This window comes from Fictibacillus gelatini DSM 15865 (assembly GCF_000430745.1).
GTDB lineage: Bacteria > Bacillota > Bacilli > Bacillales > Fictibacillaceae > Fictibacillus_A > Fictibacillus_A gelatini.
This window is the reverse complement of sequence record NZ_KE387234.1, coordinates 88220-112507: the sequence shown is the minus strand read 5'-3', so window position 1 is coordinate 112507 and position 24288 is coordinate 88220. Positions and strand designations below refer to the sequence as shown.

Here is a 24288-nt window from a genome sequence, read left to right as displayed (position 1 = left end):
ATAGCTGTGTATGAAACTGCCCCTGCCGATCCCTGGGGATACTGAGTTCTTCTATTCGTCCGTACTTCGTGTCTAAGCCCCGTGGGTAATAGCCGTTACGCTGCAGCTTTTGATCCGGGTTTTCTACTTTGATGAAATTCTTGATCTCCTCCTGAAGCAGGAATTCAATCTTCTCTTTCAAAAAATCCTTTACCATTTGATCCAATTGATTTTGTGACAGAATATCAGTTATACTAAAATTCATAGTAGGGTCTCCTCTCGTTCTGGAATCTTCGACAATTCCGAGAGTACCCTACTTTTTTTATTTTGAGAAGGCCTTCTTTGACTTACACAAGATATTTTACATCATCCATTATTAAGAAGGCTCCCAACATCCTATCCAAAGCGAAAGAGCATTGAAGACGAATTAGCGAGAAGGTCAGCGGGACTATACGGCGAAAATTCACTTGACTTTCATTTAAGTTTTCTCTCTGATGAACGTTACCATATCCTTCATGATGTACGGCTTCTCGACCATAAAGATCGTTACTTTCAGATCGATTCGTTGCTCATCTCCCCATATTTTCTCCTCATCCTTGAAGTGAAAAATTATTCAGGCACGTTAACCTTTGATCAGATAAGCAACCAGCTTATTCGCGAAAACAATGGGGTGGTAGAGTGTTTTCCAGATCCATTCTTGCAGGTGCGGCGTCAAATGCTTCAATTAGAATGGTGGCTTCAGAAAAACAAGTTCCCGCAACTGCCGATTGCCTCGTTTATTGTTATTAGTAATCCGCACACGCTATTAAAAGCCATACCAAATGACCCTAAAATTTTTCAAAAAGTGATGCATGCGGCCGCACTTCCTTTTAAAGTGGAAAAGCTTGAGCGGATGTATAAAAAAGAGTGGTTAAATCTAAAAGAAATAAGGAAGATCTCACGTCTCCTCATTAAACAGCATATACAATTGGATGATAGTGTGCTTGATCAATATCAAATATCCAAAAAAGAGCTTCTCACAGGCGTCCAATGCACGAATTGCTTTTCTCTTCCTATGCAAAGAAAAAGAGGATCCTGGTTTTGCCCCCACTGCAAGCATTCTTCAAAAGATGCCCACCTTTCTTCACTTCACGATTATGCCCTTTTAGTAGGGACGACGATCACGAATCATCAAGCCCGTGAATTCTTGCAAATTCCTTCTATTTCAGTAACTTCTAAACTTTTGACTTCCCTTAAATTGCAACATTCCGGCAGCCTGAGAGGAAGAAAATATGAGCTCTCTTATCTTGATGAATAACGATTGGAATCTTTAGTAGCTAGAAGAATTAAAATAATCCGAATCAGTAAAAATCCTTCAAAATTCACATGCTAATCTGCTGTAATTAACAAATTTATATTGGGCCCGAAGAATTTTGTTGCCCAGATAGCGGAACTTAATGTCAAAACAGAGAACGTATTGTCAGAGGAGCAAGGCTTATTGTCCGAACGAGCGAATTTATTGTCGGAGAGCGAATTTTATTGTCCAAACGAGAGAATTTATTGTCCGAATAAGCGAATTTATTATCGAAAAGCGAGGAGTTATTGTCCGAAGCGCCAGACGAAAAAGAAATATTGTCCCAAAAGAAAACAGCGACCCCATTTAGCCGCTGCTTGCCGATTCTGCCTTTCTCTATGGAACGGACAACCGTTTTTTCTTCTCGGTGATTTCATTAAGTCCGATGCGGATCATCCAGAAAACAAATACCCATGATATGACCATTAGAACGAGCTGCCCGATCGGAAAAATGCCGGGTATGGGCGAGTCCCAGAGAGCGTGCATCGCAACGACTAAAAGAAAAATACTAACGAATTTAGCCTTCTTTAGCATGTTAAGATGAAATTTCGAATCTCCTTGCACCCTGCAAAATGCAGCCCCTGTCAAAGCCGCCCATGCGACATGCCCTCCGGGAGAAAACACGCTGCGCAACAAGATGGTGTTGTAAAGCGAAGGAAAGCTGCCGGAAAGGAGCGCCCTGAGTGCATATCCTGCCGTTTCAAACGCGGCAAAACCGGCCCCGACCGCAGCCCCGAGCAACAGCCCATTGAGAACATATTTATATTTAAGGTGGCGAACAAAAAAGATGACGGCGACCACTTTTGCCAATTCCTCAATGATCCCAATCGTGACAGGATTAATGTTATTCCGAAGAATATCATAAAAAACGAGCGCCACTAAAAGGGAGAGGATTCCCCCGATAAAGACGACATAGACAATTTTGTAAATGGCGATATTCTGGGGAGCGTTCATTTCCCAGAAGAAAATCAACGTGGTAAAGGGGACGGCGAAAGCGCCAACGACGATAAGCCCCGGGATAAAGTTGATATTTTTGAACAAGCTTACACCTAAGTACAGCCCTATAAATGCGATGAGTGAAAAGAGGAACACCCTCGCAAAAAGCCACGGTTTTGGCCAGGTTGCCTCCACTTCTTCGATATCGGGCGTAGTAAGCGATGTTCCGACAATAAAAAGCCGTTCCGCCTCGATTTCATTATGTTTTCGAAACACGCGCGAAAAGATATTTTGGAACTTAGGTTTGACTGACCGGTTAGCACTCGGAATCCCGTCAACAAGCTGCGCAAATTCGTAAAATAACTTGCTCGGATCCTGCTCTGGATAGTCGGGGCTTACTAATTTATGGCTGCACGTTAAACAGCGCTTCGCCCCTTCCGGATTAGAATAGTCGCAATGTGGGCATTTCATTTGCCTTCACCCCTTTGTATGATCAAAGAATAGACGGGCCATTCCTTGATAATATGTGTAAAAGAAAGGAGAAATACACGACCGACTTCAGCCCGGAAGAGGAAGCGATGCTATTTTACTCCTTGAGCCACTCCATTTTTAAAAACAATATTTCCGTCAGCTATCGTAAGCAATACCTGTGCTTCGATGATTTCTTCCGCCGGGATTTCAAAAAGATTTCGGTCTAAGACGACGAGATCGGCGAGTTTTCCTGCTTCTAGCGTACCTAGCTCATCTTCTCTAAAAGAACCGTAAGCCGGGCCGCTCGTATACGCTTTCAATGCCTCGGCAAGGGTGATCCGTTCATGCGGGTGCCAGACTTCTTTTCCACTGCTGTCGATTCTCGTTACCGCCCGATAGATTTGCATAAGCGGATTTAAGCCATCAATCGGGAAGTCCGTTCCAAATGTCAGTCTCGCGCCGGCTTTTTTTAACGTGTTAATCGAGAAAACATGCTTTTCCCGCTGTGCGCCAATTCGCTCCGTGTAAACGCCGCGTTCCGACATCGCAAAGTGATCCGGCTGCATTGAAGCAGTAACGCCAAGCTCTTTGAAGCGAGGGATATCATCAGGATGAATGACTTCAACGTGCTCGACGGCATGGCGCGAATCCCGCTTGCCGTTCACCTTTTGTGCTTCCTCATAAGCATCTAAAGCGAGGCGAATCGCCCCGTCCCCGATCGCGTGAAAACGAATGCTGAAGCCCTCTTTATCGGCATCAATCACCCATTTTTTGATCGTCTCAGGCGGGAAAGACGTCTCGCCGCGCGTCTCCGGCTCGTCGGCATAAGGTTCAAGCAAATAAGCGGTGCGGGCGGTAATGACGCCATCGATAAATTGTTTTAGCCCTGACACGCGGAGCTTCTCTGATTGATAGGCATCCCGCAATTTTCTGGCCCGTTCAAGATTGCCATTTAAAGCAGGCCATAAATGAACGCGGGCCGTCAATTTTCCACTGTCTTCGAATTCTTTAAATACATCATAATCGTTAAGCATCTCCAATGCTTCGATTGCAAATAAATCGTGGACAGCGGTTACTCCTAAACTCGCGCAATGGGCGAGGAAGTTCGCGAAAAGCTCTTTTTTTTGTTCTTTTGTAAAATGATAGGCATGGCGAATCACGGCATCCATTGCTTTTTCGTATAAAAGGCCGTTCGGTTCTCCGTTTTCGTCTTTTCCAATGCTGCCGTAAGAAGGATCTTCCGTATGGCGAGTAATATTCGCGATTTCCAGCGCCTTTGAATTGACCCATGCATAATGGCCTTCAGCGTGAAACAAAAGCGCCGGGCGATCGGGGAGAATGCGATCCAATGAATGGCGAGTCGGCAAGCTTTTAGTATCCCAATATCCGGCATCCCATGAAGTGCCGATGACCCATGAATTTTCCGGCCGCGATTCGGCAAAAGTACGAATCATTTCGATCGCCTCTTCTTCTGAACGGGCGGAAAACAAATTGACGCTATTCATGGAAACAGCCCCATCCATCATGTGAAGGTGAAAATCATGGAATCCCGGCATGATCAATTGGTCTTCAAAATGGAAGGTTTTCGTGTGCCCGCCTGAATAGCGTTTCATATCCTCTTTGGAGCCAACCGCTATAATTTTATGGTCCTTTATCGCAATCGAAGCGGGTTCAGGAAGGTCGGAAAGCCCTGTAAATACAGCATTGCTTGTAAGAATAATGTCAGCAAGTTGTTGATTCATATTAATCAATCCTTTCTTATTGTTTCATTCTATCACCTTTCAAATTAGCTGAAGGGACACTCGTTTTAGCAGTTATTAAGCCTCTTCAAAGGCAAGTTCAGGTGGGGGCTGCCTGAACATTTTCGTCAGGTTGAGAAGGTATAAAAATCCGAGCGCAAGCCAAACCCCGCCGACTAGAAGTGAATGGATGTCCAGCTTCACCCAGAAGAAACCTGTAAGCGCGGCGCCAATTAATGGAATGATCAAGTACCGAATCGTCCCTGTAAGGGATCGCTGCTTTTTTCGGAAAAAAAAGTGGACAATCACCGAAAGATTAACGAAAGTAAACGCAAAAAACGCGCCAAAATTAATAAGAGAAACGGCAGTCGTCAGATTTAAGAAAAGAGCACTTAAAGCAACGCCTCCGATCAATACGATATTGTAGACAGGCGTGCGAAATTTAGGTGATAGATGCCCAAATAGTCTGGCAGGAAGCACACGCTCGCGTCCCATTGCATATAAAATGCGCGAAGCACTTGTCCCTGAGGCGACAGCTGAGGCAAAACTTGATATGATTCCTTCAGCAAGCATATAACTAACTAAAAAATTGCCACCTACATACAGCCCAATTTCGATATATGAAGCTTCCGGGTTTTTAATAGATTGGTAGTCCGGCCAGACAAGCTGCAAAAAATAAGAGCCGATAATATAGAATGCCCCGCCAATGATCGTAATCAAATAAATGGCCCTCGGTATCGATTGTTTAGGATTTTTTGCTTCTTCAGATAGGGTGGTGACGGCGTCGAACCCTAAGAAGGAAAAGCATAAAACAGGGATCATGGACATGATGCCCGGCATATTGGCATTTGTATCAATAAACGGAAGCATGGAAAAAAGCGTTCCTGCTCCCTGGCCATTTAAAAGGCCCTTTATTGAAAACACAGTAAAAAGAGTGAATGTTCCGAACTGCATGAACAGAATAGCTGTGTTAAACTTCGCCGCTACCGTGATGCCGAGAATATTGACGATCGTAATCGTAACGATAAAGAGAATAATCCAAATGTACATAGGAATCAAAGGGAAGTATGCCTTCATAGCAATTCCTAACAATAACGCGCTGATCATTGGACTGAACACATAATCCAGCAAGATGGTCCAACCGACAAGAAAACCAATGTGAGGACTTATCGATTTTTGTGTAAAGGTATAGGCAGCACCCGCGTTTGGAAAAGCTTTCACCATTTGCGCATAGCTATAAGCTGTAAATAGCATAACGATTAAGGCAACGATATAAGCCGTTGAAATCATTCCGTTCGTGCGATGGACAGCCACTCCATAGGTTGAAAACAACGTCGTTGGACACATAAAAGATAAACCAAAAAACACAACATATTTTAATGAAAGAGATCGTTTAAGAGTTGGTGAGTTTGTATTGTTCATATTTTTAGTCTCCCATGCCCAAATTTTCCATCGTTCAAGTGATTTGCTATTTTGCCAATAGCCCGGCATGTTCAAACACAACTTTTCCATCAACGATGGTTAGCAGTACTTTTATATTAGGAATTTCTTCAACAGGGACTTCAAAGAGATTCCGCTCCAGGACGACAATGTCCGCAAGCTTCCCTACTTCAAGTGTCCCTAATTCATGCTCTCTAAAAGAACCGTAAGCGGGGCCACTCGTATACGCTTTCAATGCCTCGGCAAGGGTGATCCGTTCATGCGGGTGCCAGACTTCTTTTCCACTGCTGTCGATTCTCGTTACCGCCCGATAGATTTGCATAAGCGGATTTAAGCCATCAATCGGGAAGTCCGTTCCAAATGCCAATCTCGCGCCGGCTTTTTTTAACGTGTTAATCGAGAAAACATGCTTTTCCCGCTGGGCGCCAATTCGCTCCGTGTAAACGCCGCGTTCCGACATCGCAAAGTGATCCGGCTGCATTGAAGCCGTAACGCCAAGCTCTTTGAAGCGAGGGATATCATCAGGATGAATGACTTCAACGTGCTCGACGGAATGGCGCGAATCCCGCTTGCCGTTCACCTTTTGTGCTTCCTCATAAGCATCTAAAGCGAGGCGAATCGCTCCATCCCCAATCGCGTGAAAACGAATGCTGAAGCCCTCTTTATCTGCATCAATTACCCATTTTTTGATCGTCTCATGCGGGAAAGACGTCTCGCCACGCGTCTCTGGCTGATCTGCATAAGGTTCGAGCAAATAAGCGGTGCGAGCGGTAATGACGCCATCGATAAATTGCTTCAGCCCTGACACCCGGAGCTTCTCTGATTGATACGTATCCCGCAATTGCCTGGCATGTGAAAGATCGCCGGTTAAACGAGGCCATAAATGAATGCGCGTTGTTAGTTTCCCGCTATCTTCAAATTCTTTAAAAACATCAAGCGCATCGATGTTTTTTAAGCCATGCAAGTCATGGACGGCCGTTACCCCGAGGCTTGCTGCGTAGGCCAGAAAATGAGAAAAGATGTTGCTTTTTTGTTCAGGTGAGAAATCAAATGCAAGGCGGACAACGGGATCCATTGCTTTTTCATATAACATGCCGTCCGGTTCTCCATTTTCATCTTTTCCAATACTGCCGTAAGAAGGGTTTTCCGTATGACGAGTAATCGTTGCGGCTTCCAGTGCTTTTGAATTGACCCATGCATAATGGCCTTCAGCATGAAACATAAGCGCCGGGCGGTCAGGGAGAATGCGATCCAATGAATGGCGAGTCGGCAATTTTTGCGTATCCCAGAAACCCGCATCCCACATAAACCCGATAACCCATGGATTTTCCGGCTTTGATTCGGCGAATTCGCGAATCCTATCGAGCGCCTCATTTTCTGAACGGGCTTCGAACAGATTGACGCTTGTGAGGGCAACGGCGCCTTGCATAATATGAAGGTGAAAATCATGGAATCCTGGCATAATGAGTCGATCTTGAAATGAATAAGTCTTCGTGTGATCGCCCTCGTATCGTTTCATCTCCGCTTCAGAGCCAATCGCAACGATTTTGTTGTCCTTTATCGCAATCGAAGCGGGTCCGGGCTCGTCTGCTAGCCCTGTAAATACAGCATTGCTTGAAAGAATTACGTCAGCTAATGGTCGATTCATTATGCATCATTCCTTTTACTTGTTTACTGCTTGACCAACGGAAAATTATGGAGGGATTGATGTCCATAATCACAACTGTCACCCCATTCAGTATTTTATGAATACATCATAAAGTCTCGTCTAACTCCAGAGTCAAGCGCTTTCATACAAAAAAAAACAGCCCCGAAATGACAGTAGCGTCATTTCGAAGGCTGTTTAGCAGCTGCTTTTTCTTGAATCGGAATTTGTAGTTCATAATACGCTTCATCGTATTGATCAGTCAAAGAAATGTCCACTTGCATAATCCTGACGGCGTCGCCGATGATTTCGTATCCATGGGCGTCACAATAATAAAGCAGCTTTTTAAGCCTGGCCAGCATTTTCTCCCTTACGAGCCCCCCGTAGTAGGAGCATAGATATAGCCCTTTTTCTAGTTTTTTCGTTGGTTGCGGTCGCACAGGCTCTTCATCCTGAACAAGAATGAATAATTGAGATTGATAGTTGCTTAAGTTGGAGGAAAAATCAGAAGCCTGGCGAAATTCATCAAAGTATTCTTTTTTGATAAAATCTCCAAATTTATTGCTGGCCAACACCGGAATGCTTCCGCCAATCATTTTTTCAAGCTCAAGGAGCCCAAAATAAAGATTTTCTTTATTCGCCCAGCTTACAGGCCTGTCAAGCTGAATGTATTCCCGTTCTTCAAATCGTTTAATGATAATATCCGAATCCTTGTAGCTGCTTTTAAAATGTTCAATATGGTTTAAGCGGGCCGTCATAATCGCATGGATGTCTTGCAATTCTTTTATTTTTTCCTCGATATTAGCCAATGATTGTTGAAGCAATTGAACCGATTTTTTGACGTTGCGGTTCGTCAGGAATTGCTTAATCTCCTCTAAAGAAAAACCGAGTCTCCTTAACTCTTTAATCGTTCCGAGAACTTCATACTGATAAATGGAATAATAACGATAGCCAGAATCGGGATCGATGTAATGCGGCTTAAGCAATCCGATTTTGTCGTAGTGACGCAGCGTATCCACCGTCACGTTGCGCAGTTTCGCCATTTCACCTATACTCAGCTTGTTTTGCATCGTATGTTCTCCTTTTAGAAAAGATGAATGAAAGAAATCCTTATTTTGCAAAGTTTTGCTGTATTATTCAGCAAAATTTTTTTCCAGATGCTTTTCCTTCCAAATCACTGTAAAGCCGAACCCGACGGCAATAATGGCAGCTGAGAAAAGATAGGGGAAGTTGATATTGACGTCAAAAAGCACTCCGCCCATCGCCGGTCCGGCAATATTTCCTAAGCTCGTATAGGTAGAATTCATTCCGGCAACAAATCCTTGCTCTTTCTTTGCAGCTCTTGATAAAAACGTCGTCAATGCCGGACGAAGCAAGTCAAAGGCGAGGAAGATGAAACAAGTTACCGCCAACACCACCCAAAAGCTGGAAATCAAGGTGGACGCCACCGCTAGTACCGCGCCGATAACCAGACACAATTGAATCAGTTTCTTTTCGCCAAGTAAATCGACCATTTTTCCAAACAAAAAGACTTGCACAACCACGCCGAAAAGCGAGCTGATTGTAATAATGGCCGCAATATCTTTCGGAGTGAAGCCAAATTTATGATCAGAAAATAGGCTAAAAACTGTTTCATATGCTGATAAACCGAATGCGAGCACAAATACAATGATAAATGCAATAAAGTAAAGCGGGTGAAGCGACCGTTTTAAATCGCTGATAAAGCTTGTTTGCCTGTTATTGGCAGAAATTTCCGCAAGCTGTTCCTTTGTAAGCGGCTCTTTTAAAATGAAAAGGGATGAAATGCATGCGATAAAAGCAATGGCAGCTGCGAAGAAGAAAGGAACCCGCACTCCGTAGGCTGCAATAAAGCCGCCGATGCCTGGCCCGATAATAAAGCCGGTGCTAATGGCGGCGGACAGATAGCCCATCGCTTTCGCCCGTTCTTCGGTAGTTGTAATATCCGCAACATATGCCGTAACGCCGGGCATAATAAAGGCAGCGCTTATTCCCCCGAGAATCCTTGATAAATAAAGCACTGCTACATTCGTGCCTAATCCGAAAATAAGTTCTGAAACGCCAAAAAGGAATAAGCCGATGAGGATGATTGTTTTTCTGCCATAACGGTCGACAGCGCGCCCGGCAAATGGCGAAGCAATCAGTTGTGACACCGAAAATACGGCGACAAGATAGCCCATCGTCTTTCCTGTTAAATGCATGATATTCATAAAAGACGGCATGACGGGAATGATCAGGCCAATGCCGAGAAATACAATGAAAATATTGCTAAGAAGAATCACTAAGACCGCCTTTTGTTCTTTTATGGTTTTTTTCATCGATCAACACCTCTTAATGCCTCTCCAGAATACGGTCCAGGAGGCTTCTAATTTGTCTTTCAGCCGTTTCTCATCGTTTCCGTATACGAGCTCGACCAAAATGGAATCGACGACGCCAAGGAAGGCGAGCGTCGGTGTTTTTGCCACATCCCGGGCGATTGCTTCGGCATCCATCCATTCTTGAAATTTACTCTCCAGCATTGCCTGCACCTTCTCCTCGATTTCGACCACTTCTTTTTCAATGGCTTTTGCAAGATGGGCCGGAGGAAAGAAGGTCATACGTAGCCAAAATTTGATCTGCTCATTTTTTTGGAATAGATCAATGATCAGTTGAAGGAATCCGTATAACCCTTTTTCGGGATGTTGTGTATCGGTTTCGCTGAAATAGCGGAGTTTTGAAGAAAGCTCCGTCTCTTTTGCATCACGCAAAACTTGAAGAAATAGATCATCCTTCCCTTTAAAATGGGCGTAGATCGATTGCTTTTTCATGCCGACTTCTTCAGCGATTTGAGAAAGAGATGCTCCTTCATACCCATGAATGGTGAAATATTTTAAAGCCGCATCCTTAATTTCATTACTTTTCAATAAAACCACCTCATGACTTACGAACGTTCGTCAGTTATGATAGCAAATGAAGTAAATAAAAGCAAGGTTGAAAATCACGTAAAAGTTGGTTTAAAAATAAATGTAGGAAGGTATAGGTTAAGAGAATTTCAAAAAAAGACAATGGGGGGCGGATGATGCGGCATTGGTTGATAGCGGTAATTGTTCTATTTTCATTATTCGCAGCAGGGTGCAATGTGAATGGAAATAAGCAAGAAAAAGAGATCGAACAGATGCTGGAGAAGGACAAACGGTTAACAAAAGAAGAGAAGCAGATGGTAAAAGATTCAAAGCTGATTCAGTATATTGCCCATAAATATCGCGATGCGGTTCAAGTGACGGGATTTAAGGTCACTCCGGAAGAACCGGAAGAAGCGCCGCCGTATATTACGTTGAAGGTAAAAGATAAGGAAAAAGGCTGGACGTCTGAAATTTCGTGTGAATTGGATGATACACGCGGTAAAGGGAAAACAGTATGTAAACCGATCGATAACTATTTAAATACAGCCTTGACGAAAGGGGCTGAACAAGAAATTGATCCTACGTTTAAAAAAGCGTTTGGAACGGAAACAAAGAATGTAGGCTACCTGGCGGTTCTATCGATAGATGGAGAAAAAGAGAAGAATTGGGAGTTTGAAAAGACGCCGAGTTTTGAACAGTTAAAAGATGAAGTAAAACTAACTCCCATACTTTTGGCGAATGAAAAAGTATCATCACCTGACGAATATTACGACGAAATGTTTGCGTTTATACGCGATTTTAAGAAAAAACATAGCGATATCAATCTTGAAGAAGGCATCCATTTTTTTATGGAAAGTAAAGAAGATGGTCAATCCGGCAATCCAAAAGTGTACCGGATTTCCGTTGGCAAAGAGAAGCTCGGGAAAGTTCATTCTCCTGAACAATTGAAAAACTATACAAAAGTAGATGAGACAGATCGTTATGATATGTACAGAGAGCGCTATAATGATAAATTGCGTGGAAAGTAGCTTTTCTTTAGAAATCCTGTGGGCATGAGGCCATGCAGGGTTTTTTTCATGCAGCAGGGAAGTATAAATTGTTTAATCGAGTCATTAGTGCAACAAAGCCTTTGACCTGCACCAATTGGCCTGGCCAGAGGAAGGTTTTCTAAGACAATCTAGAAGTGGAGGTGGTTAAGGTGAGGAAATAAATGTTTAGCATTATGATGCATTCAGCACCGAGCCAATATGGGGAATCCAGCCGGGGTTGTGCTGGGTGTGGAGCATCTGACCGTAAGTGAAATGCAAGAAATCGCTATGAAGGTTGGATTCAACGAGACGGCTTTTCCTTTAAAATTAGAGAAAGGCCACATTCAAATCCGTTATTTTACCTCCGGCCACGAAATAAAAGTATGCGGACACGAGACAATCGCAACGATTTTCGCTTTGAAAACAAAAGGGTTGCTGAAAGAAAAATGCGAGCTAATAATCGAAACGAAAGCGGGAATTCTGCCGATAAAATTACGGTCTCCATTTAATGCCTGGCTCACCAAATTGTTTGTTAGATCATCTGACATCGTTATTGTGCGGAAAATAGCCTTCATCTATAGTGAAAAGCGGATAGGGGGTAATTGGGTTGAGTGATATAAAAATTGAAGAGTTGAAGTCGATCGGGGAATGTGTTGATTCTCTCTCAGAGCTGCTAATAAAGATAGTAGATGAGGGGGCGTCCATCGGATTTCTCCCGCCATTAAAACGGATAGAGGCACAAAACTATTGGGAAAGCGTCCCGGGTCCTGAAGTGATTTTATTTGTGGCAAAACAGGGCGATGAGATCGTCGGGAGCGTCCAGCTACATTTATGCACGAAGCCAAACGGCCGCCACCGGGCCGAAATTGCCAAATTAATGACACATCCCGATTGCCGGCAGCGGGGAATTGGCCGTTCATTGATGCAAAAAGCAGAAGAGCGGGCGAAGCAAGAAGGCAAGACGCTTCTTGTGCTTGATACGCGGGAAGGGGATCCCTCCAACCGCCTTTATAAGGCTCTCGGCTTTATCCAGGCAGGCCGAATCCCGGGCTATGCCATGTCGGCAAACGGGGAACTTGACGCGACCGTCATTTACTATAAATCTAATATCGATAATTTTACATAAGAAAAGAGGAATTATCGATAATTCGCTACTATTAGCCTATTTGATTTTTGATTGTTAAAGGATAAATTATGGTATTCTAATTATACAGAATTTCACAGAAAGGGTCGTTTTTATGAAAGTCTTAGACTCTCCTGCTCTTGTTGCCTCGGTTAAACAACGTTCTAAGGATTATAAAAACGTTAAAGAACAAATGATAGATTTAAGGAAATCTTTCAAGGGTGTTTCGACCTTGGTGATAACTTCACCGGTAAAGGCGCAGATAATGTCAAGAACTTTTATACGGATTTGGTCAAGCACCTTGATGCATATATCGATTTTATAGATATGCAAATTGCTTTTTATGATTGTGTCGAACAAAGACTGGATGAGTTGCATCTCGGTGGCAATACGGTTGTTGATGAATACTTTCTTCAATATCAGCTGGACTGGGGGATTAAAAACAGTAAACACCTGATAGATGGGCAAAAGAATGAGCTTAAAAATATATTTAAAAATATCAGTGATATTATTGAGCTTGAACCTTTTTCAAAGAGAAAAGCGTATCATCATCTGGATGCTGCCAATCAAATGATTCATGACACGATTAATGCCGTATACCAACTTGATCATGAGCTAAAAACGGAATACGAAAAGTCGGAACATATCCAACAGTATATCGAAACCTATTTTTCATTATTGATGGCAGCCACCCGTCAAGGTGGTCATGTGAATCCGATTTATTATGATTCTGCTAAATTCCGAAATACGGAAATTTATAAAAATTATGATAAAATAAACTCCGAAGTAAAAGCTTACCTTAAAATGAAAAAAGAAGAGCAGGAGAAATACCGGATTAGAAAGCTAAAGGAAAAGCTTGAACAACCGTCCAAAATTTCAACAGATGAGTATATAAAGATTGTACAAGAAGTAGGATACGATAACCTAACATATGATCAACAAATTTATTATACCCAACTCCTTCAATTAAAAAGTTCCGAACAATCATGGGAAATTACCAAAGGAATTGGCGTTGGACTATATGAAGTGGGTAAAGATTTTGTAACCGGTATTTATGATTTTGTAACAAACCCTCAAGAAACAGTTAAAGCATTAGCGACATCAGTCATTCACCCGGTGGACACATATAAAGCTGTAAAAAAAGCAATTGAAGATTCCTACGAACGTGATGTTATTAAAGGAGATGCTTACTCTAGATCAAGATGGTTCTCTTATGCAATTGGAACGGTAGTAACATCGGTTATTGGAACAAAAGACCTTGGCTCAGTTACAAAAACCGGTATGGCGACAACAAAAGCTGTCGTAAAAACACGCGTAAAAAAGGCTACTTCTGCAGCTAAAAAGGTATCCATGTACGATTTATTGCCATATGCTCGGTACAACCAATTCGCTTTTGAAAATGTACCCTATAATGTGGTTAATGGGCAATATTTTAAAGATTCATTGATTCAACAAGCTAAAAGGCTTTCAGAACCATTCTCTGGGAAAAACATGAAAATTCCATGGTTAAATAAAGAAAAATACGAAGCATACGAAATTGAAGGATCAGTTAAAGTTAATGGCGAAATGAAAATTGTAAATAGAAGGGTTTACACACTAAAAGATATTGATATTAACCAAATAGACCCTGTTACAGGAAAAACAAATCTACAATTAATGAAAAAAGGTGATGCACCATATGCTAAGGATCGTACTAAAATCAATTTGCATCATTTAATTCAAGAGGAACCAGGTACAATGGTTGAACTGCCGAAAAGCCTTCATCAAAAATATCATAAAGTATTACATGGTTTAAAAGAAAACGGAAATAGTTTTAGGAATAATCCAGATCTTGAAAAACAGTATAATAATTTTCGCAAAAAGTATTGGAAATGGAGAGCTAAACAATTTGAAAAAGAATTAGTAGGTGATATTAAATGAACTATATAGAAGTTGAACGTTTTATTCAAGAAAATGCAGAAGATGATGATTTTACAGGCGGTATTAGTGATGAAGATATTCTTGAAATCGAAAAAATGCTTAATGTTAAACTTCCGGAAAGCTACAAATGGTTTTTAAGAAAATATGGTTCAGGTGGCATATATGGTGTTGATATATTGGGCCTGGGGAAAGTAGGGCCTCCGCAAGTAGTATCGGTTACATATGATTATAGAAAGTATTATGGATTAATTGATGGGATTATAGTTATCGAATACATTGACGAATTTTCTTATTGTCTCGATACAAATAAAATGAAAGACGGGGAATGTCCTGTTATTTTGTGGGACAATCTTGAAGGCTATGGACGAACAGTGGCAGATAATTTTCTCGATTTCTTCCTAGAAAATTTAAAAGAGTCTAAAGAGAACTGGGAAGATGATGAGGAAGATTGGGATGATGATGAAGATTTGGATTAACGAGTGTCTTTTCTAGGAATACAATGGATTGCTTCCGTAAAAGGTAATGGAAACGGATATTGAGCAAAAACAATTCGAAAATAAAGAATATGAATGTTTATCGAATGGATTATTCAACGATTCAAAACCATCTTGAAAAATATAAAGAGCATTCGATCATCACCGGAGGGATCTCTAAAGAAAAAATTAGAGAATTTGAAGAAGAACTAGATGTTACTCTCCCAGAAAGCTATAAATAGTTTTTTTAGGGAATTATGGATCAGGAGGAGCTTTTGGAACCCTTATTCTTATATGATATTGCCGGCCTGAAGTAGTTGATCAAACTAAAGAATATCAAAAATATTATAATTTAATAGACTGAATTGTAGTTATCGAATAAAAAGAGTGGATGCATCGGCCAGTGATGCATTCACTCTTTCTGCAAAATTTTACTTTAAGCATAATTTCGCGATGTCCTTCCAGCCATACGCGACATCATCTACTATGGTTCCCCCAAATGTGCTGGTCCTATGGATATATTCTTTGCCGCCCATCCGTTCATAAAAACCTCTACCGGATTGATTTTTCTTCATGACCCAGACCATCATGGAAGAAATGCCGTTTTCTTTAAAATGGCTGACGATGGCCGAAACAAGCCGCCTGCCAAGGCCTAGCCCCTTACATTCCTGCAAGAGATAAAGCGAATAGAGTTCTCCTTTAAAATGTTCATCATCACTCTTTCTGCCCGCTGCAAAACCTATGATTTTTCCAGATTGATGAACGGCGACATAAATAAAGGGTTCGTTTTTGCCATGCAAAAAATCTGCCCATCTTTTTTCTGCATCCTCATAAGATAACCCGTCAAGGTATTCGCCAGGCACCAGGCCGCGATACGTAGTCCGCCAGCTATCCACATACACTCTCGCCACGCCCGCTAGATCTTTTTTACTCGCTTTTCTAATTTCCAAGTGAAGTTCCTCCACATGATGTGATTGATTTCTAAATTGTACAAAGGACCCTATTCTTTTAAACAAGATGCAAGGATTGGCTTCCTTTTGCGGTCAACAAGTCTTTTTCGATTCGGCCGCCTTTCATGACCATGACAATATTGTCCGGGTGTTCAAGTGATTGAATGTCTGCGATCGGATCTGTTTTAGCGATGATCAGATCGGCGAGCTTTCCTTTTTCTATCGTTCCGAGCCGATCGTCCCAGCCAAGGCATTCGGCGGCGGTTTTAGTTGTGGCGACGATCGCTTCCATTGAAGTCATGCCAATTTGGCACATCAGGCTTAATTCACGCAAATTCGTTCCATGCGGGATGACGCCGGCGTCTGTGCCCATGGCAATTTTCACGCCGGCCTTGTGCGCTTTCGCCATGCTTTCACGATGGATTTCTATCACTTCGCGGGTTTTTTCTATTGCATGTTCCGGCATCGTACCGCTCTTTTCGGCGGCTTCCAGCACCCCGATAGGAGCGAGGAGCGTCGGCACGAGGAAAGTTTTGTTTTCACACATTAATTCAATCGCTTCATCGTCCAGGTAGATCCCATGTTCAATCGAATGGATTCCCGCCCGGACAGCGTTTTTAATCCCTTCCGCTCCTTGCGCGTGTGCCATTACCTTTACTCCCCGGCGAAATGCCGCTTCCTGTACCATAATTTCTAGCTCTTCCCGGGAAAACTGGGTGAATTCCGGATGGTCTGTCGGACTCGTCACACCGTCGGTAGCATGGACTTTAATAATGTCGGCACCCGCGCGAAGAACCTCGCGCACTTTTTTTCGCACCTGGTCAGGACCGTCGCAAATTCCACTTGGCATCGTTGGATAACTGACATCGGTCACATCAATCCCGGATCGCATCCAGGCGTCTCCATGCCCGCCTGTTGTCGTAAGCGGAATAACGCTGATTTGCATGCGGGGGCCGGAAATGAGCCGCTGTTCAACCGCCTCTTTTACGCCGACGTCCGTAAATCCCGCGTCCCTTACCGATGTAATGCCGGCATGAAGCGTCCTTTTTAAATAGTCTGACGCTTGATAAAAACGAAGGGAGAACGGAGTCGCCAGCCGTTTTTCAAGACCGGCCCGCGCCCATTCAATCATCATATGTACGTGGCAGTCAATCATCCCTGGCAAGACGAATCCTCCCCGGGCATCAATCACATCAACATTGGCATCCGGCTGCTTGATTTGATCAAGGGTTCCAACCGCTTCAATTCGCTCGCCTTTCATGAGAACGGCAGCATTAACAAGAGGCTGTCCGCCATTTCCATCAATTACTGTAGCATTTTTCACTAATGTATACATCCAATCACCCTCCCCATTTTCGAAAAAGTTGTACATCTGCTTTAACGATACTACTTTTTCGAGTTGAAAGGCAATTCATTCAATTACAAAAAATGATGGAACTCACTTATTCGTCTAAACTAGTGCCCTTTCAGCTAAGAAAGTTCTTATTTTCAAGAATCCATTTTCGCCTGTAAAAAAAATTAGAAGCAAAAAACAGGATCAAACTTCTCTAATGTGGTAGTGTGGTGCTATTTTCATGGCATCTGGACAATAAACAGTGGATTTCCGACAATAAATCGATTCCATCGGACAATAAATGGCCTGTGTCGGACAATAAAATGAGTAGTTTTTTCGCTTATTGTCCAAAAGTAAGATGTTATTGTCTAAACCGGATGACTTATTGTCCAAATAAGAGCATTTATTGTCCGAGAACGAAATCATTTTAAATGATGTAACGATTCGTGAATCGTTTTTCCTCATTTCACAGATCTAACGAGGTGTTCTTAAAATAACAAATGTTCGAGTACTGAAATTCAAACTATTTTTCTAGACGGGGCACTAGATTTTCTTCGCCAAAACAGGTTATTTATTCGTCTAAACCGGGTACTTATTCGTTATGAGTCTTTCTATTAAAATGAAGAAGGAACTTACAAACAATTAAAGAATATGTATGTGAATGATGATACTTTCAAGGAGGTCTTGATCGATGAGCAAAAAAGTGCTGATTGTGACGGGAGATGCGGTGGAGGCTCTCGAAGTTTTTTACCCGTATTACCGTTGTTTGGAAGAAGGATTTGAAGTGACGATCGCTTCCCCAACAGTCAAAAAACTGCAAACCGTGAGCCATGACTTTGTCGAAGGCATGGAAACATATGTTGAAAAGCCTGCCTATTGTCTTGATTCGAATGTCGCTTTTTACGATGTTGATCCATCCAAGTTTGACGGGCTAATCATTCCGGGAGGGCGGGCCCCCGAATATATTCGCATGGATGATGCACTCCCGAAGATTATTCGCCACTTTTTTGAGGAAAATAAGCCGGTTGGCGCGATCTGCCATGCGGCGCAAGTGCTTTCCGTCGTTCCTGATTTAATGAAAGGCCGGGAATATACCGCTTATATTGCCTGCAAGCCGGATGTGATCGCATGCGGGGCTACATATATTGACGAAACGCTTCATACCGACAAAAATCTCGTCTCGGGCCATGCGTGGCCTGACCTGCCTGGATTCATGCGCGAATTTATCAGGCTATTAAAATAATGCGAAAAAAATGCCCTCACTTTAAGACAAAGCTTAAAGTGGGGGCCATTCAATTGGCGGGCGCATACGACCTGTTTTCATCTTTTCCTTTCACCTTGTCAATTTTATCGACAAACATTTGAAAGACTTTTTTCTTCTCCTCTAGATCTTTTATATCTTCTTTCAATTGATTGAATTTCTGCTCAAAAGGAGTCTGGTAGCGTTCACGGATATCACGGATTAGCTCATCATTGACCGTTGACTGGATCACCTGTTTTGTAATGCTGAACTTGTAGGAATAGATTTGCAATTCTTGTTTGATTTCGTTATATTCTTTTTCGATTGCGATCAATAGATCATTGATTTCATTTTTCCATTCTTCTAATGACTTTTTTACATGCTCTTCCATACCTCGATCTCCTCGTAAAAAAAAGTTTGCTTCCATCAATTCTATCAATTTAACATTTCAGCTTTATTGCTATCACGTTACAATATTCAAAAAAGGTCGGCTTCATTCGTTGGGGCTTATAGTAAAGTATTCGTGCCAAAACGTGAAATTGCGACATGATGTGCTGCAATGAATAAATTGCGCACTTTTTAGAAAATAGTGAAAAAGTAGGAGAGATGGCTTCGGCAAAGTTCGTTCTATTGGAGGATACACAATTCGACTGCCTTCTACTAAACTAGTTCTAATTCTAAAAAGGAAGGTGGATGTGTTTTGCTGAAAAAGTCGATCGTTATTCTATTTCTTTTATTTTTGGTGATGGGTTTTGATTTTGGGGAGAGCGCGCATGCTGCAAGCTTGCTCAAACAAGGAGACAGAGGCGACCATGTTTACCAACTTCAGCGCCAGCTTAAAAAAATGGGGTATTTCCATACTCAGCCTACCGGGTATTATGGGCCGGTTACGAGAGAATCCGTGCGGCGATTCCAAAGCGATATGCATATCATGCAAAATGGAATGGTAGGGAAAAATACATACAATCACCTTCGAAATGTAGAGAAATTGGCCCATGCCGTGTATGGCGAGGCGCGCGGTGAATCGTATATCGGGCAAGTGGCCGTGGCAGCCGTCGTATTGAACCGGGTTGATTCCGCCCAATTTCCGAACACGATTGACGGCGTCCTTTTCCAAACGAATGCCTTTACGGCGGTGCATGACGGCCAGTACCATTTGTCGCCAAACCATACCGCGTACCGGGCGGCGATTGATGCCATGAGAGGATGGGATCCTTCAAGCGGCTCCTATTATTACTACAACCCGTCCATTGCGACAAGCAAATGGATTTTAACACGCCCTGTCGTGAAGCGGATCGGAGGGCACGTATTCGCCCGTTAAAGAAAAAGAGCCATAAATTTCTTCATGCAGTCAGGTTACTAAAGCAATGATCAACAAAGGAACGATCAAATGTCTGAAAAACTGGTCTTTTAGGCCGGTTTTTTTCTTTTTTGTTACAAGAAACAAAAGAGCAGGAGATCCCTTTGCTAAGAAAGAATTATTTTATAACGATAATAAAAAAGGAGGGGGTCTTGTTTGAACAAAGAGACTTTTGAACTCTTTTTAGTAGAAGCGATCACGGATCAACGTTTGCAGCGCGCGATTTATCCGGTATCAACCGTCCAGCAAGCGTATGATAGCTTCATGAGCGAATTAAATGACCCGAAAGACATTCAGAGGATCAAGTCACTTTCGATTAAAAAAGGCATCGTTTCGATGGATATTTTTAAATAAGCGAGGATCGTCTATCATCTCATCATATGCGGAATTCTGAAAATGATAGGATTCCCGACTGTTTATATAAAGACAATTTCCGCCAAATGAAAAGGGAGCCCTACTCATGGCTCTCTTTACTTCCACTTCTTCATCTTTATGCGCAGCACTTTTTTAAGCTCATCCACTTCCAATTCATTGAGGCTTTCGAATCCGTTCTGGTATTTGACGACGAAAAACGTTCCGGAAGGTGTTTTCTTATTATAGTATAAATCATACCCTTCTTTTACATGGCAGACGAGTCGATAGGGTTCCCGATGAAATTTGAGCAGATCTACCGGTCCATTCACAATTTCCTCAAAGGCCTCAAGCGAATGATTAATTTTGATGGAACGCGGTTTTTTCTTCTGATCAATCAGTATCACTGAGAGTTCCGACATTTTTATTCCCCCCCCTTGTCGAAGGATCAAATTGTTCGTTATAACGTAACGTAGTTCTATAGTACTATAAAATAGTTCATCCGAATAGAAAGTTTGTTCGTTAAAATAAACGTTTTTTCGACAAGAAGATTCGTATTTCCCGGGAAAAATCCGGGAAACTACAACATTTTTAGCGGGGGAAAAATGTACAGACTCACCATTCCAGCCAATACGGGAGCGGGCAATTTTTCTGTTGATTGGGTTCGGACAATATCTATGCGGCTTCGGACAATAACTCCTCGACTTTGGCCAATACACCCTTGACTTTGGCTAATATCTGTAAGTTTGGCCAATAAATCTTGGGTGCCGGACAATAAGCATCAGGGTTCAGACAATAACTATACGGCTTCGGACAATAACTTCTCGACTTTGGCCAATACACCCATGATTTTAGTCAATATCCGTGAGCTGGGACAATAAATCATGTATGCCGGACAATAAGCATCAGGGTTCAGACAATAACTTCTCGACTTTGGCCAATACACCCGTGATTTTGGCCAATATCCGAGAGCAAGGCCAATAAATTAAGCTTGCCGGACAATAAACATCAGAGTTCGGACAATAACTTCGCGGCTTTGGACAAGCTCTCATCATTTTGGAGTAGATGAAATAGAGCACGGTTTAGCACTTCTTCGTTTCTAGCCAATACATGATCGGACCAGCTTTTAAGTAACCGGGCTCTTACATTTCAAGCCAATTCGGGATCGGGCAACTATTACGAAGCTCGGGCTTTACGATTTCATACCAATTAGGATTTGTGCAGCTTTTGTCCCAGTCAGGTTCAAGCCAATTCGGAATGGGGTCATCATTCCTTCGGCGCTCACGCCTTTTTTCACGCGAAAAAACCGTTGTTAACGTTCCATAAAAATACTGAACAAAAGACGTTTTAATGCGCCCGCACTTATACTGAAAGACCGTGACCTTAAAGGCGTAAATCGCTTGATCGACAAGCTCTTCTAAATGTTGTTCAAACGAAAAACTCCGATAGGCCATTCGAACCTTTTGCCATAGCGAATAAATTTCAATAGCTCTCGTGAAAAAAGGTTTTACTGCATGAATGAACTCTTTAGGAATATCATCCGGCAAGTAGGTGTAATCAGGATCCGCTGCATCAATACCATTAAGACGTAAGGTGTTGGTTTTTATTATTTTTTTATTTGTTTCCAAAGAAGTAGTTTCCGGTTGTGAAAATTTGCGCTCAGCCCTTGTGCCACCCGGCTTTTCCGTTCGTGCAGGCTCCGTCAATTTTTCCTTGCTCGCCCTGTCATACTGATGAAAAACAAAAAGATTGTGGGCAAATCCTCCCTTTTGACGGAGCGCATGATGAATCGACAAAATCCCGAGCTTTTTCGCTTTCCGAAGCATCCGTTCAAACGTCGAACGGGAGACTCCGCCTTTGTCCGAAAGACATGACGAAACAAGCGTGCCAATTTTCGCATTGCACACGCCAATCACTTTTATACTGAACTTTGTAAGATGATGAAACGCAAGCAGCTCACCTTTCGTAAACTCACCCCGATGATCCTGAAGAAACCGCCGGATGGTCGAATTAAATTCCTCTACCGTTTGAAATTCACTCAATAACTTGAAATTTTCAATTTTCCCCGCGCGCATGCCTCTTCCTCCTTAAACATAACGATTCATCAAATAAATAAAGGAGAAGGAACATAAAGAGGCATGATTGCCAGTAAAAAGTATTGGAAATAATGATGCTAGATACAAGTAACGGAGTGAGAACATGATCTACATCTATAATGATTTTGGCGGAACGCATACGACCGCACTGGCCGCAGCCTATCATTTAAAGCAGCTGCCTTTAGATCGAAAGCTGACAACAGAAGAAATTTTAAACGTGAACTATTTCAACAAGCTGCAGACGTCCGATATGGGGAAGCTGATTTTTCATGGAATTGATGAGGACGGGCATCCGGTTTATACGATCGGCCGGGGTTCATCGAAAGTATTGATTCCAGGTGTGAAAAATTTAAGCATGCTTTTGCAAGAAAAATACAACATTGATGAAAGAATCATTTTCTCGAATACATCACCTACCGTGCCAATCGCCATGACCTTTGGCGGCTTGTTCTCGAGAAGGTTGAAAATCGATTCGATTGGCGTCCCTTTGTTAGTAAAAGGAGCGAAACAAGCGTGCGGCAATATCCTTGAGCTTGTCCAACATACGAAAAAATTGGCCAAGTCATCCCAAGAAAAAATTGTAGTGCTAGAAAATACAAGGTTTAAAGTGTAAGAAAAAGCCGGGGAGAACGCCCGGCTTTTTGAGTTTTAAATTTTTCCACTGAAAATGAGGCTGTTCATCATACCTTGAACGTGTTACAGTCTATTTTCCTGTTGAATAAAAAATGAGACGGAAAGCCCTATTCCAAGCAAAAGCGCCAGCGTTTCGAAGGTTAATAGATAGCTTCCTGCTTTCAGTAAATCAACGACAATCATCGGGCCGATGGTCGCGCCAATAAACAATATAAATGTGTAAAGAGAAACCGCAGCGCCCCTTGCGTCACCACCCAATTGGCCAACAAGCGAAATAAGCGTCGGGACGGTGATGGAAATCCCCGCCATAAAAACAACGCTCATTGCAACAAGGAAAGCGAGGTTGGAGCTTGCTCCCAAAATCGCAAGACCGATGACGGAGCATGTCAGGCCCCCTCTAAGAACAGTGAGAATGCCAAACTTTGCAACCAGGCGCCCGGCAAACGGGGAAAGCAGCATGCCTAAGATCCCGAAAGTGCGGACGTACAAGATGTCCTGCCCGCCAAGGCCAAATGCCGGGCTGCTTAAATAGCTCCCGAGCGCCGTATACATGCCGACAAAAGAAAGCAGGAGCGTCACAGTGATGATGTAGCACTTTAACAAGTTTCTTTTCACAAACACTTTTCCCATTTGTGTGAAAGATGCAAGAATGCCCCCCTCTGCTCGCCTGGCATCATTCGCCGGAAGAAATAGCGCAACTAAAAAGGCAGAAAGCAAATAAATCACGCCAAGAAGATAAAACACTTTGTTCCAGCCAAAATGCTGGCTGATAAGGCTGCTTATGACCTGGCCGACAATGCCGGACATTAAAAATCCCGTGCTGACAAATCCGATCGCAGTGACCCGCTTATCCGCAGGAAATACTTCAACAACGTAAGCAAGAGCAGCCGGAGCAAACGTCGCCGCTGCAATTCCTTGAACGCCTCTAAGAGCCACTAACAAGGGCAGGCTATGAAACAAGCCAATGATGGGAGAAACAATGGTGAGCACACCAAGACCGATCAAAATAATGGTTTTGCGACCATAGCGATCGGACAATGGGCCAAAAAACAAAAAGCCCACGGCATAACATAGTGAAAAAACGCTGCTGGTCCATGTGGCTTGCGTGGGTGATACATCAAAAGTGTCCGCGAAAACTGAAACAAGGGGAATAGTGACATACAGGTTTGAGACGACAACCAACCCGCACCAGAAAAAAATCGCCGTCAGAAGGGGATAATTTCTTCCTGGAGCTGCATGATGGATGTTGCTGACTGCTTTTTCCAAAGAAATGGCCTCCTTATTCATTTGAACATTTAGTTTCACTTAATGAATATTATATACATACATTGTAATTAA

23 protein-coding genes and 2 pseudogenes are annotated in these 24288 nt (G+C 42.6%); 11 read left to right on the top strand and 14 right to left on the bottom strand.

Annotated elements, in window-relative coordinates:
• Positions 1 to 244: transposase (locus tag H538_RS0122205; RefSeq protein WP_026679452.1), on the bottom strand; the 244-nt coding region annotated here is incomplete at its 3' end.
• A 93-nt stretch (positions 245 to 337) separates the two neighbouring features.
• Between H538_RS0122205 and H538_RS24865 the strand changes: the two genes are divergently transcribed.
• A complete protein-coding gene (locus H538_RS24865) occupies positions 338 to 1276 on the top strand; it encodes a nuclease-related domain-containing protein (protein ID WP_051291637.1) in 939 nt (312 codons plus the stop codon).
• A gap of 372 nt (positions 1277 to 1648) precedes the next feature.
• Here H538_RS24865 and H538_RS0122195 read toward each other — a convergent pair whose 3' ends face one another.
• From H538_RS0122195 to H538_RS0122155, 7 genes are all read right to left on the bottom strand, one after another.
• The gene (locus H538_RS0122195) at positions 1649 to 2719 is read right to left on the bottom strand and encodes a PrsW family intramembrane metalloprotease (RefSeq protein WP_026679451.1); all 1071 of its coding nucleotides are present in this window, start codon (positions 2717 to 2719) and stop codon (positions 1649 to 1651) included.
• 110 nt (positions 2720 to 2829) lie between these two features.
• Complete coding sequence (locus H538_RS0122190; protein ID WP_026679450.1) at positions 2830 to 4461, bottom strand: amidohydrolase; 1632 nt, start codon at positions 4459 to 4461, stop codon at positions 2830 to 2832.
• 75 nt (positions 4462 to 4536) lie between these two features.
• Positions 4537 to 5880 carry an APC family permease gene (locus tag H538_RS24860; protein ID WP_035351979.1) on the bottom strand — a complete coding sequence of 448 codons (1344 nt, stop codon included), beginning with the start codon at positions 5878 to 5880 and terminating at the stop codon, positions 4537 to 4539.
• Positions 5881 to 5926: 46 nt separating this feature from the next.
• Entirely contained in the window at positions 5927 to 7546 is a 1620-nt protein-coding gene (locus H538_RS0122170; protein WP_026679448.1) for an amidohydrolase, read from the bottom strand.
• A 179-nt stretch (positions 7547 to 7725) separates the two neighbouring features.
• Positions 7726 to 8613: a MerR family transcriptional regulator gene (locus tag H538_RS0122165; RefSeq protein ID WP_026679447.1), complete on the bottom strand. Its 888-nt coding sequence runs from the start codon at positions 8611 to 8613 to the stop codon at positions 7726 to 7728.
• A 63-nt stretch (positions 8614 to 8676) separates the two neighbouring features.
• Positions 8677 to 9879: an MFS transporter gene (locus H538_RS0122160; protein WP_026679446.1), complete on the bottom strand. Its 1203-nt coding sequence runs from the start codon at positions 9877 to 9879 to the stop codon at positions 8677 to 8679.
• Between the two features lie 3 nt (positions 9880 to 9882).
• Positions 9883 to 10464: a TetR/AcrR family transcriptional regulator gene (locus H538_RS0122155; protein ID WP_026679445.1), complete on the bottom strand. Its 582-nt coding sequence runs from the start codon at positions 10462 to 10464 to the stop codon at positions 9883 to 9885.
• 155 nt (positions 10465 to 10619) lie between these two features.
• Here H538_RS0122155 and H538_RS0122150 point away from each other — a divergent pair, with 155 nt between their 5' ends.
• The 6 genes and pseudogenes from H538_RS0122150 to H538_RS27210 form a co-directional block, all read left to right on the top strand.
• Positions 10620 to 11471, top strand: a complete 852-nt coding sequence (locus tag H538_RS0122150; protein ID WP_026679444.1) for a hypothetical protein — start codon at positions 10620 to 10622, stop codon at positions 11469 to 11471.
• Positions 11472 to 11661: 190 nt separating this feature from the next.
• Positions 11662 to 11966: pseudogene (locus tag H538_RS24855) on the top strand (PhzF family phenazine biosynthesis protein); the annotation flags it as partial.
• Between the two features lie 112 nt (positions 11967 to 12078).
• Complete coding sequence (locus H538_RS0122140) at positions 12079 to 12597, top strand: GNAT family N-acetyltransferase (protein ID WP_026679442.1); 519 nt, start codon at positions 12079 to 12081, stop codon at positions 12595 to 12597.
• A 207-nt stretch (positions 12598 to 12804) separates the two neighbouring features.
• A complete protein-coding gene (locus H538_RS24850; RefSeq protein ID WP_245595304.1) occupies positions 12805 to 14514 on the top strand; it encodes a T7SS effector LXG polymorphic toxin in 1710 nt (569 codons plus the stop codon).
• Complete coding sequence (locus H538_RS0122130; protein ID WP_026679441.1) at positions 14511 to 14990, top strand: SMI1/KNR4 family protein; 480 nt, start codon at positions 14511 to 14513, stop codon at positions 14988 to 14990. The genes H538_RS24850 and H538_RS0122130 overlap by 4 nt, the downstream gene beginning before the upstream one ends.
• A 104-nt stretch (positions 14991 to 15094) precedes the next feature.
• A pseudogene (locus H538_RS27210) lies at positions 15095 to 15348 on the top strand (SMI1/KNR4 family protein); the annotation flags it as partial.
• Between the two features lie 70 nt (positions 15349 to 15418).
• Here the strand turns inward: H538_RS27210 and H538_RS0122120 are convergent.
• Together H538_RS0122120 and H538_RS24840 are read right to left on the bottom strand one after the other, a co-directional pair.
• Positions 15419 to 15937 carry a GNAT family N-acetyltransferase gene (locus H538_RS0122120; protein ID WP_026679439.1) on the bottom strand — a complete coding sequence of 173 codons (519 nt, stop codon included), beginning with the start codon at positions 15935 to 15937 and terminating at the stop codon, positions 15419 to 15421.
• A gap of 58 nt (positions 15938 to 15995) precedes the next feature.
• The gene (locus H538_RS24840; RefSeq protein ID WP_035351976.1) at positions 15996 to 17273 is read right to left on the bottom strand and encodes a metal-dependent hydrolase family protein; all 1278 of its coding nucleotides are present in this window, start codon (positions 17271 to 17273) and stop codon (positions 15996 to 15998) included.
• Between the two features lie 688 nt (positions 17274 to 17961).
• On the opposite strand from H538_RS24840, the gene H538_RS0122110 reads away from it, so the two are divergent.
• Entirely contained in the window at positions 17962 to 18513 is a 552-nt protein-coding gene (locus H538_RS0122110) for a DJ-1/PfpI family protein (RefSeq protein WP_026679438.1), read from the top strand.
• A gap of 49 nt (positions 18514 to 18562) precedes the next feature.
• On the opposite strand, the gene H538_RS0122105 is transcribed toward H538_RS0122110, so the two are convergent.
• On the bottom strand, positions 18563 to 18901 hold the full coding sequence (locus H538_RS0122105) for a hypothetical protein (protein WP_026679437.1): 339 nt from the start codon (positions 18899 to 18901) through the stop codon (positions 18563 to 18565).
• A 309-nt stretch (positions 18902 to 19210) separates the two neighbouring features.
• Here H538_RS0122105 and H538_RS0122100 point away from each other — a divergent pair, with 309 nt between their 5' ends.
• A complete protein-coding gene (locus H538_RS0122100; protein ID WP_245595303.1) occupies positions 19211 to 19831 on the top strand; it encodes a cell wall hydrolase in 621 nt (206 codons plus the stop codon).
• A 195-nt stretch (positions 19832 to 20026) separates the two neighbouring features.
• Positions 20027 to 20224: a hypothetical protein gene (locus H538_RS0122090; protein ID WP_026679435.1), complete on the top strand. Its 198-nt coding sequence runs from the start codon at positions 20027 to 20029 to the stop codon at positions 20222 to 20224.
• Positions 20225 to 20340: 116 nt separating this feature from the next.
• Here the strand turns inward: H538_RS0122090 and H538_RS0122085 are convergent, their stop codons facing one another.
• Together H538_RS0122085 and H538_RS25280 are read right to left on the bottom strand one after the other, a co-directional pair.
• On the bottom strand, positions 20341 to 20643 hold the full coding sequence (locus tag H538_RS0122085) for a DUF3846 domain-containing protein (protein WP_026679434.1): 303 nt from the start codon (positions 20641 to 20643) through the stop codon (positions 20341 to 20343).
• A gap of 720 nt (positions 20644 to 21363) precedes the next feature.
• Positions 21364 to 22296, bottom strand: coding sequence for a hypothetical protein (locus tag H538_RS25280; RefSeq protein ID WP_026679433.1), 933 nt, complete (start codon positions 22294 to 22296; stop codon positions 21364 to 21366).
• Positions 22297 to 22420: 124 nt separating this feature from the next.
• Here H538_RS25280 and H538_RS0122075 point away from each other — a divergent pair, with 124 nt between their 5' ends.
• Entirely contained in the window at positions 22421 to 22930 is a 510-nt protein-coding gene (locus H538_RS0122075) for a DUF3189 family protein (RefSeq protein WP_026679432.1), read from the top strand.
• An 83-nt stretch (positions 22931 to 23013) separates the two neighbouring features.
• On the opposite strand, the gene H538_RS0122070 is transcribed toward H538_RS0122075, so the two are convergent.
• On the bottom strand, positions 23014 to 24222 hold the full coding sequence (locus tag H538_RS0122070) for an MFS transporter (RefSeq protein WP_051291639.1): 1209 nt from the start codon (positions 24220 to 24222) through the stop codon (positions 23014 to 23016).
• Between the last annotated feature and the right edge of the window lie 66 nt (positions 24223 to 24288).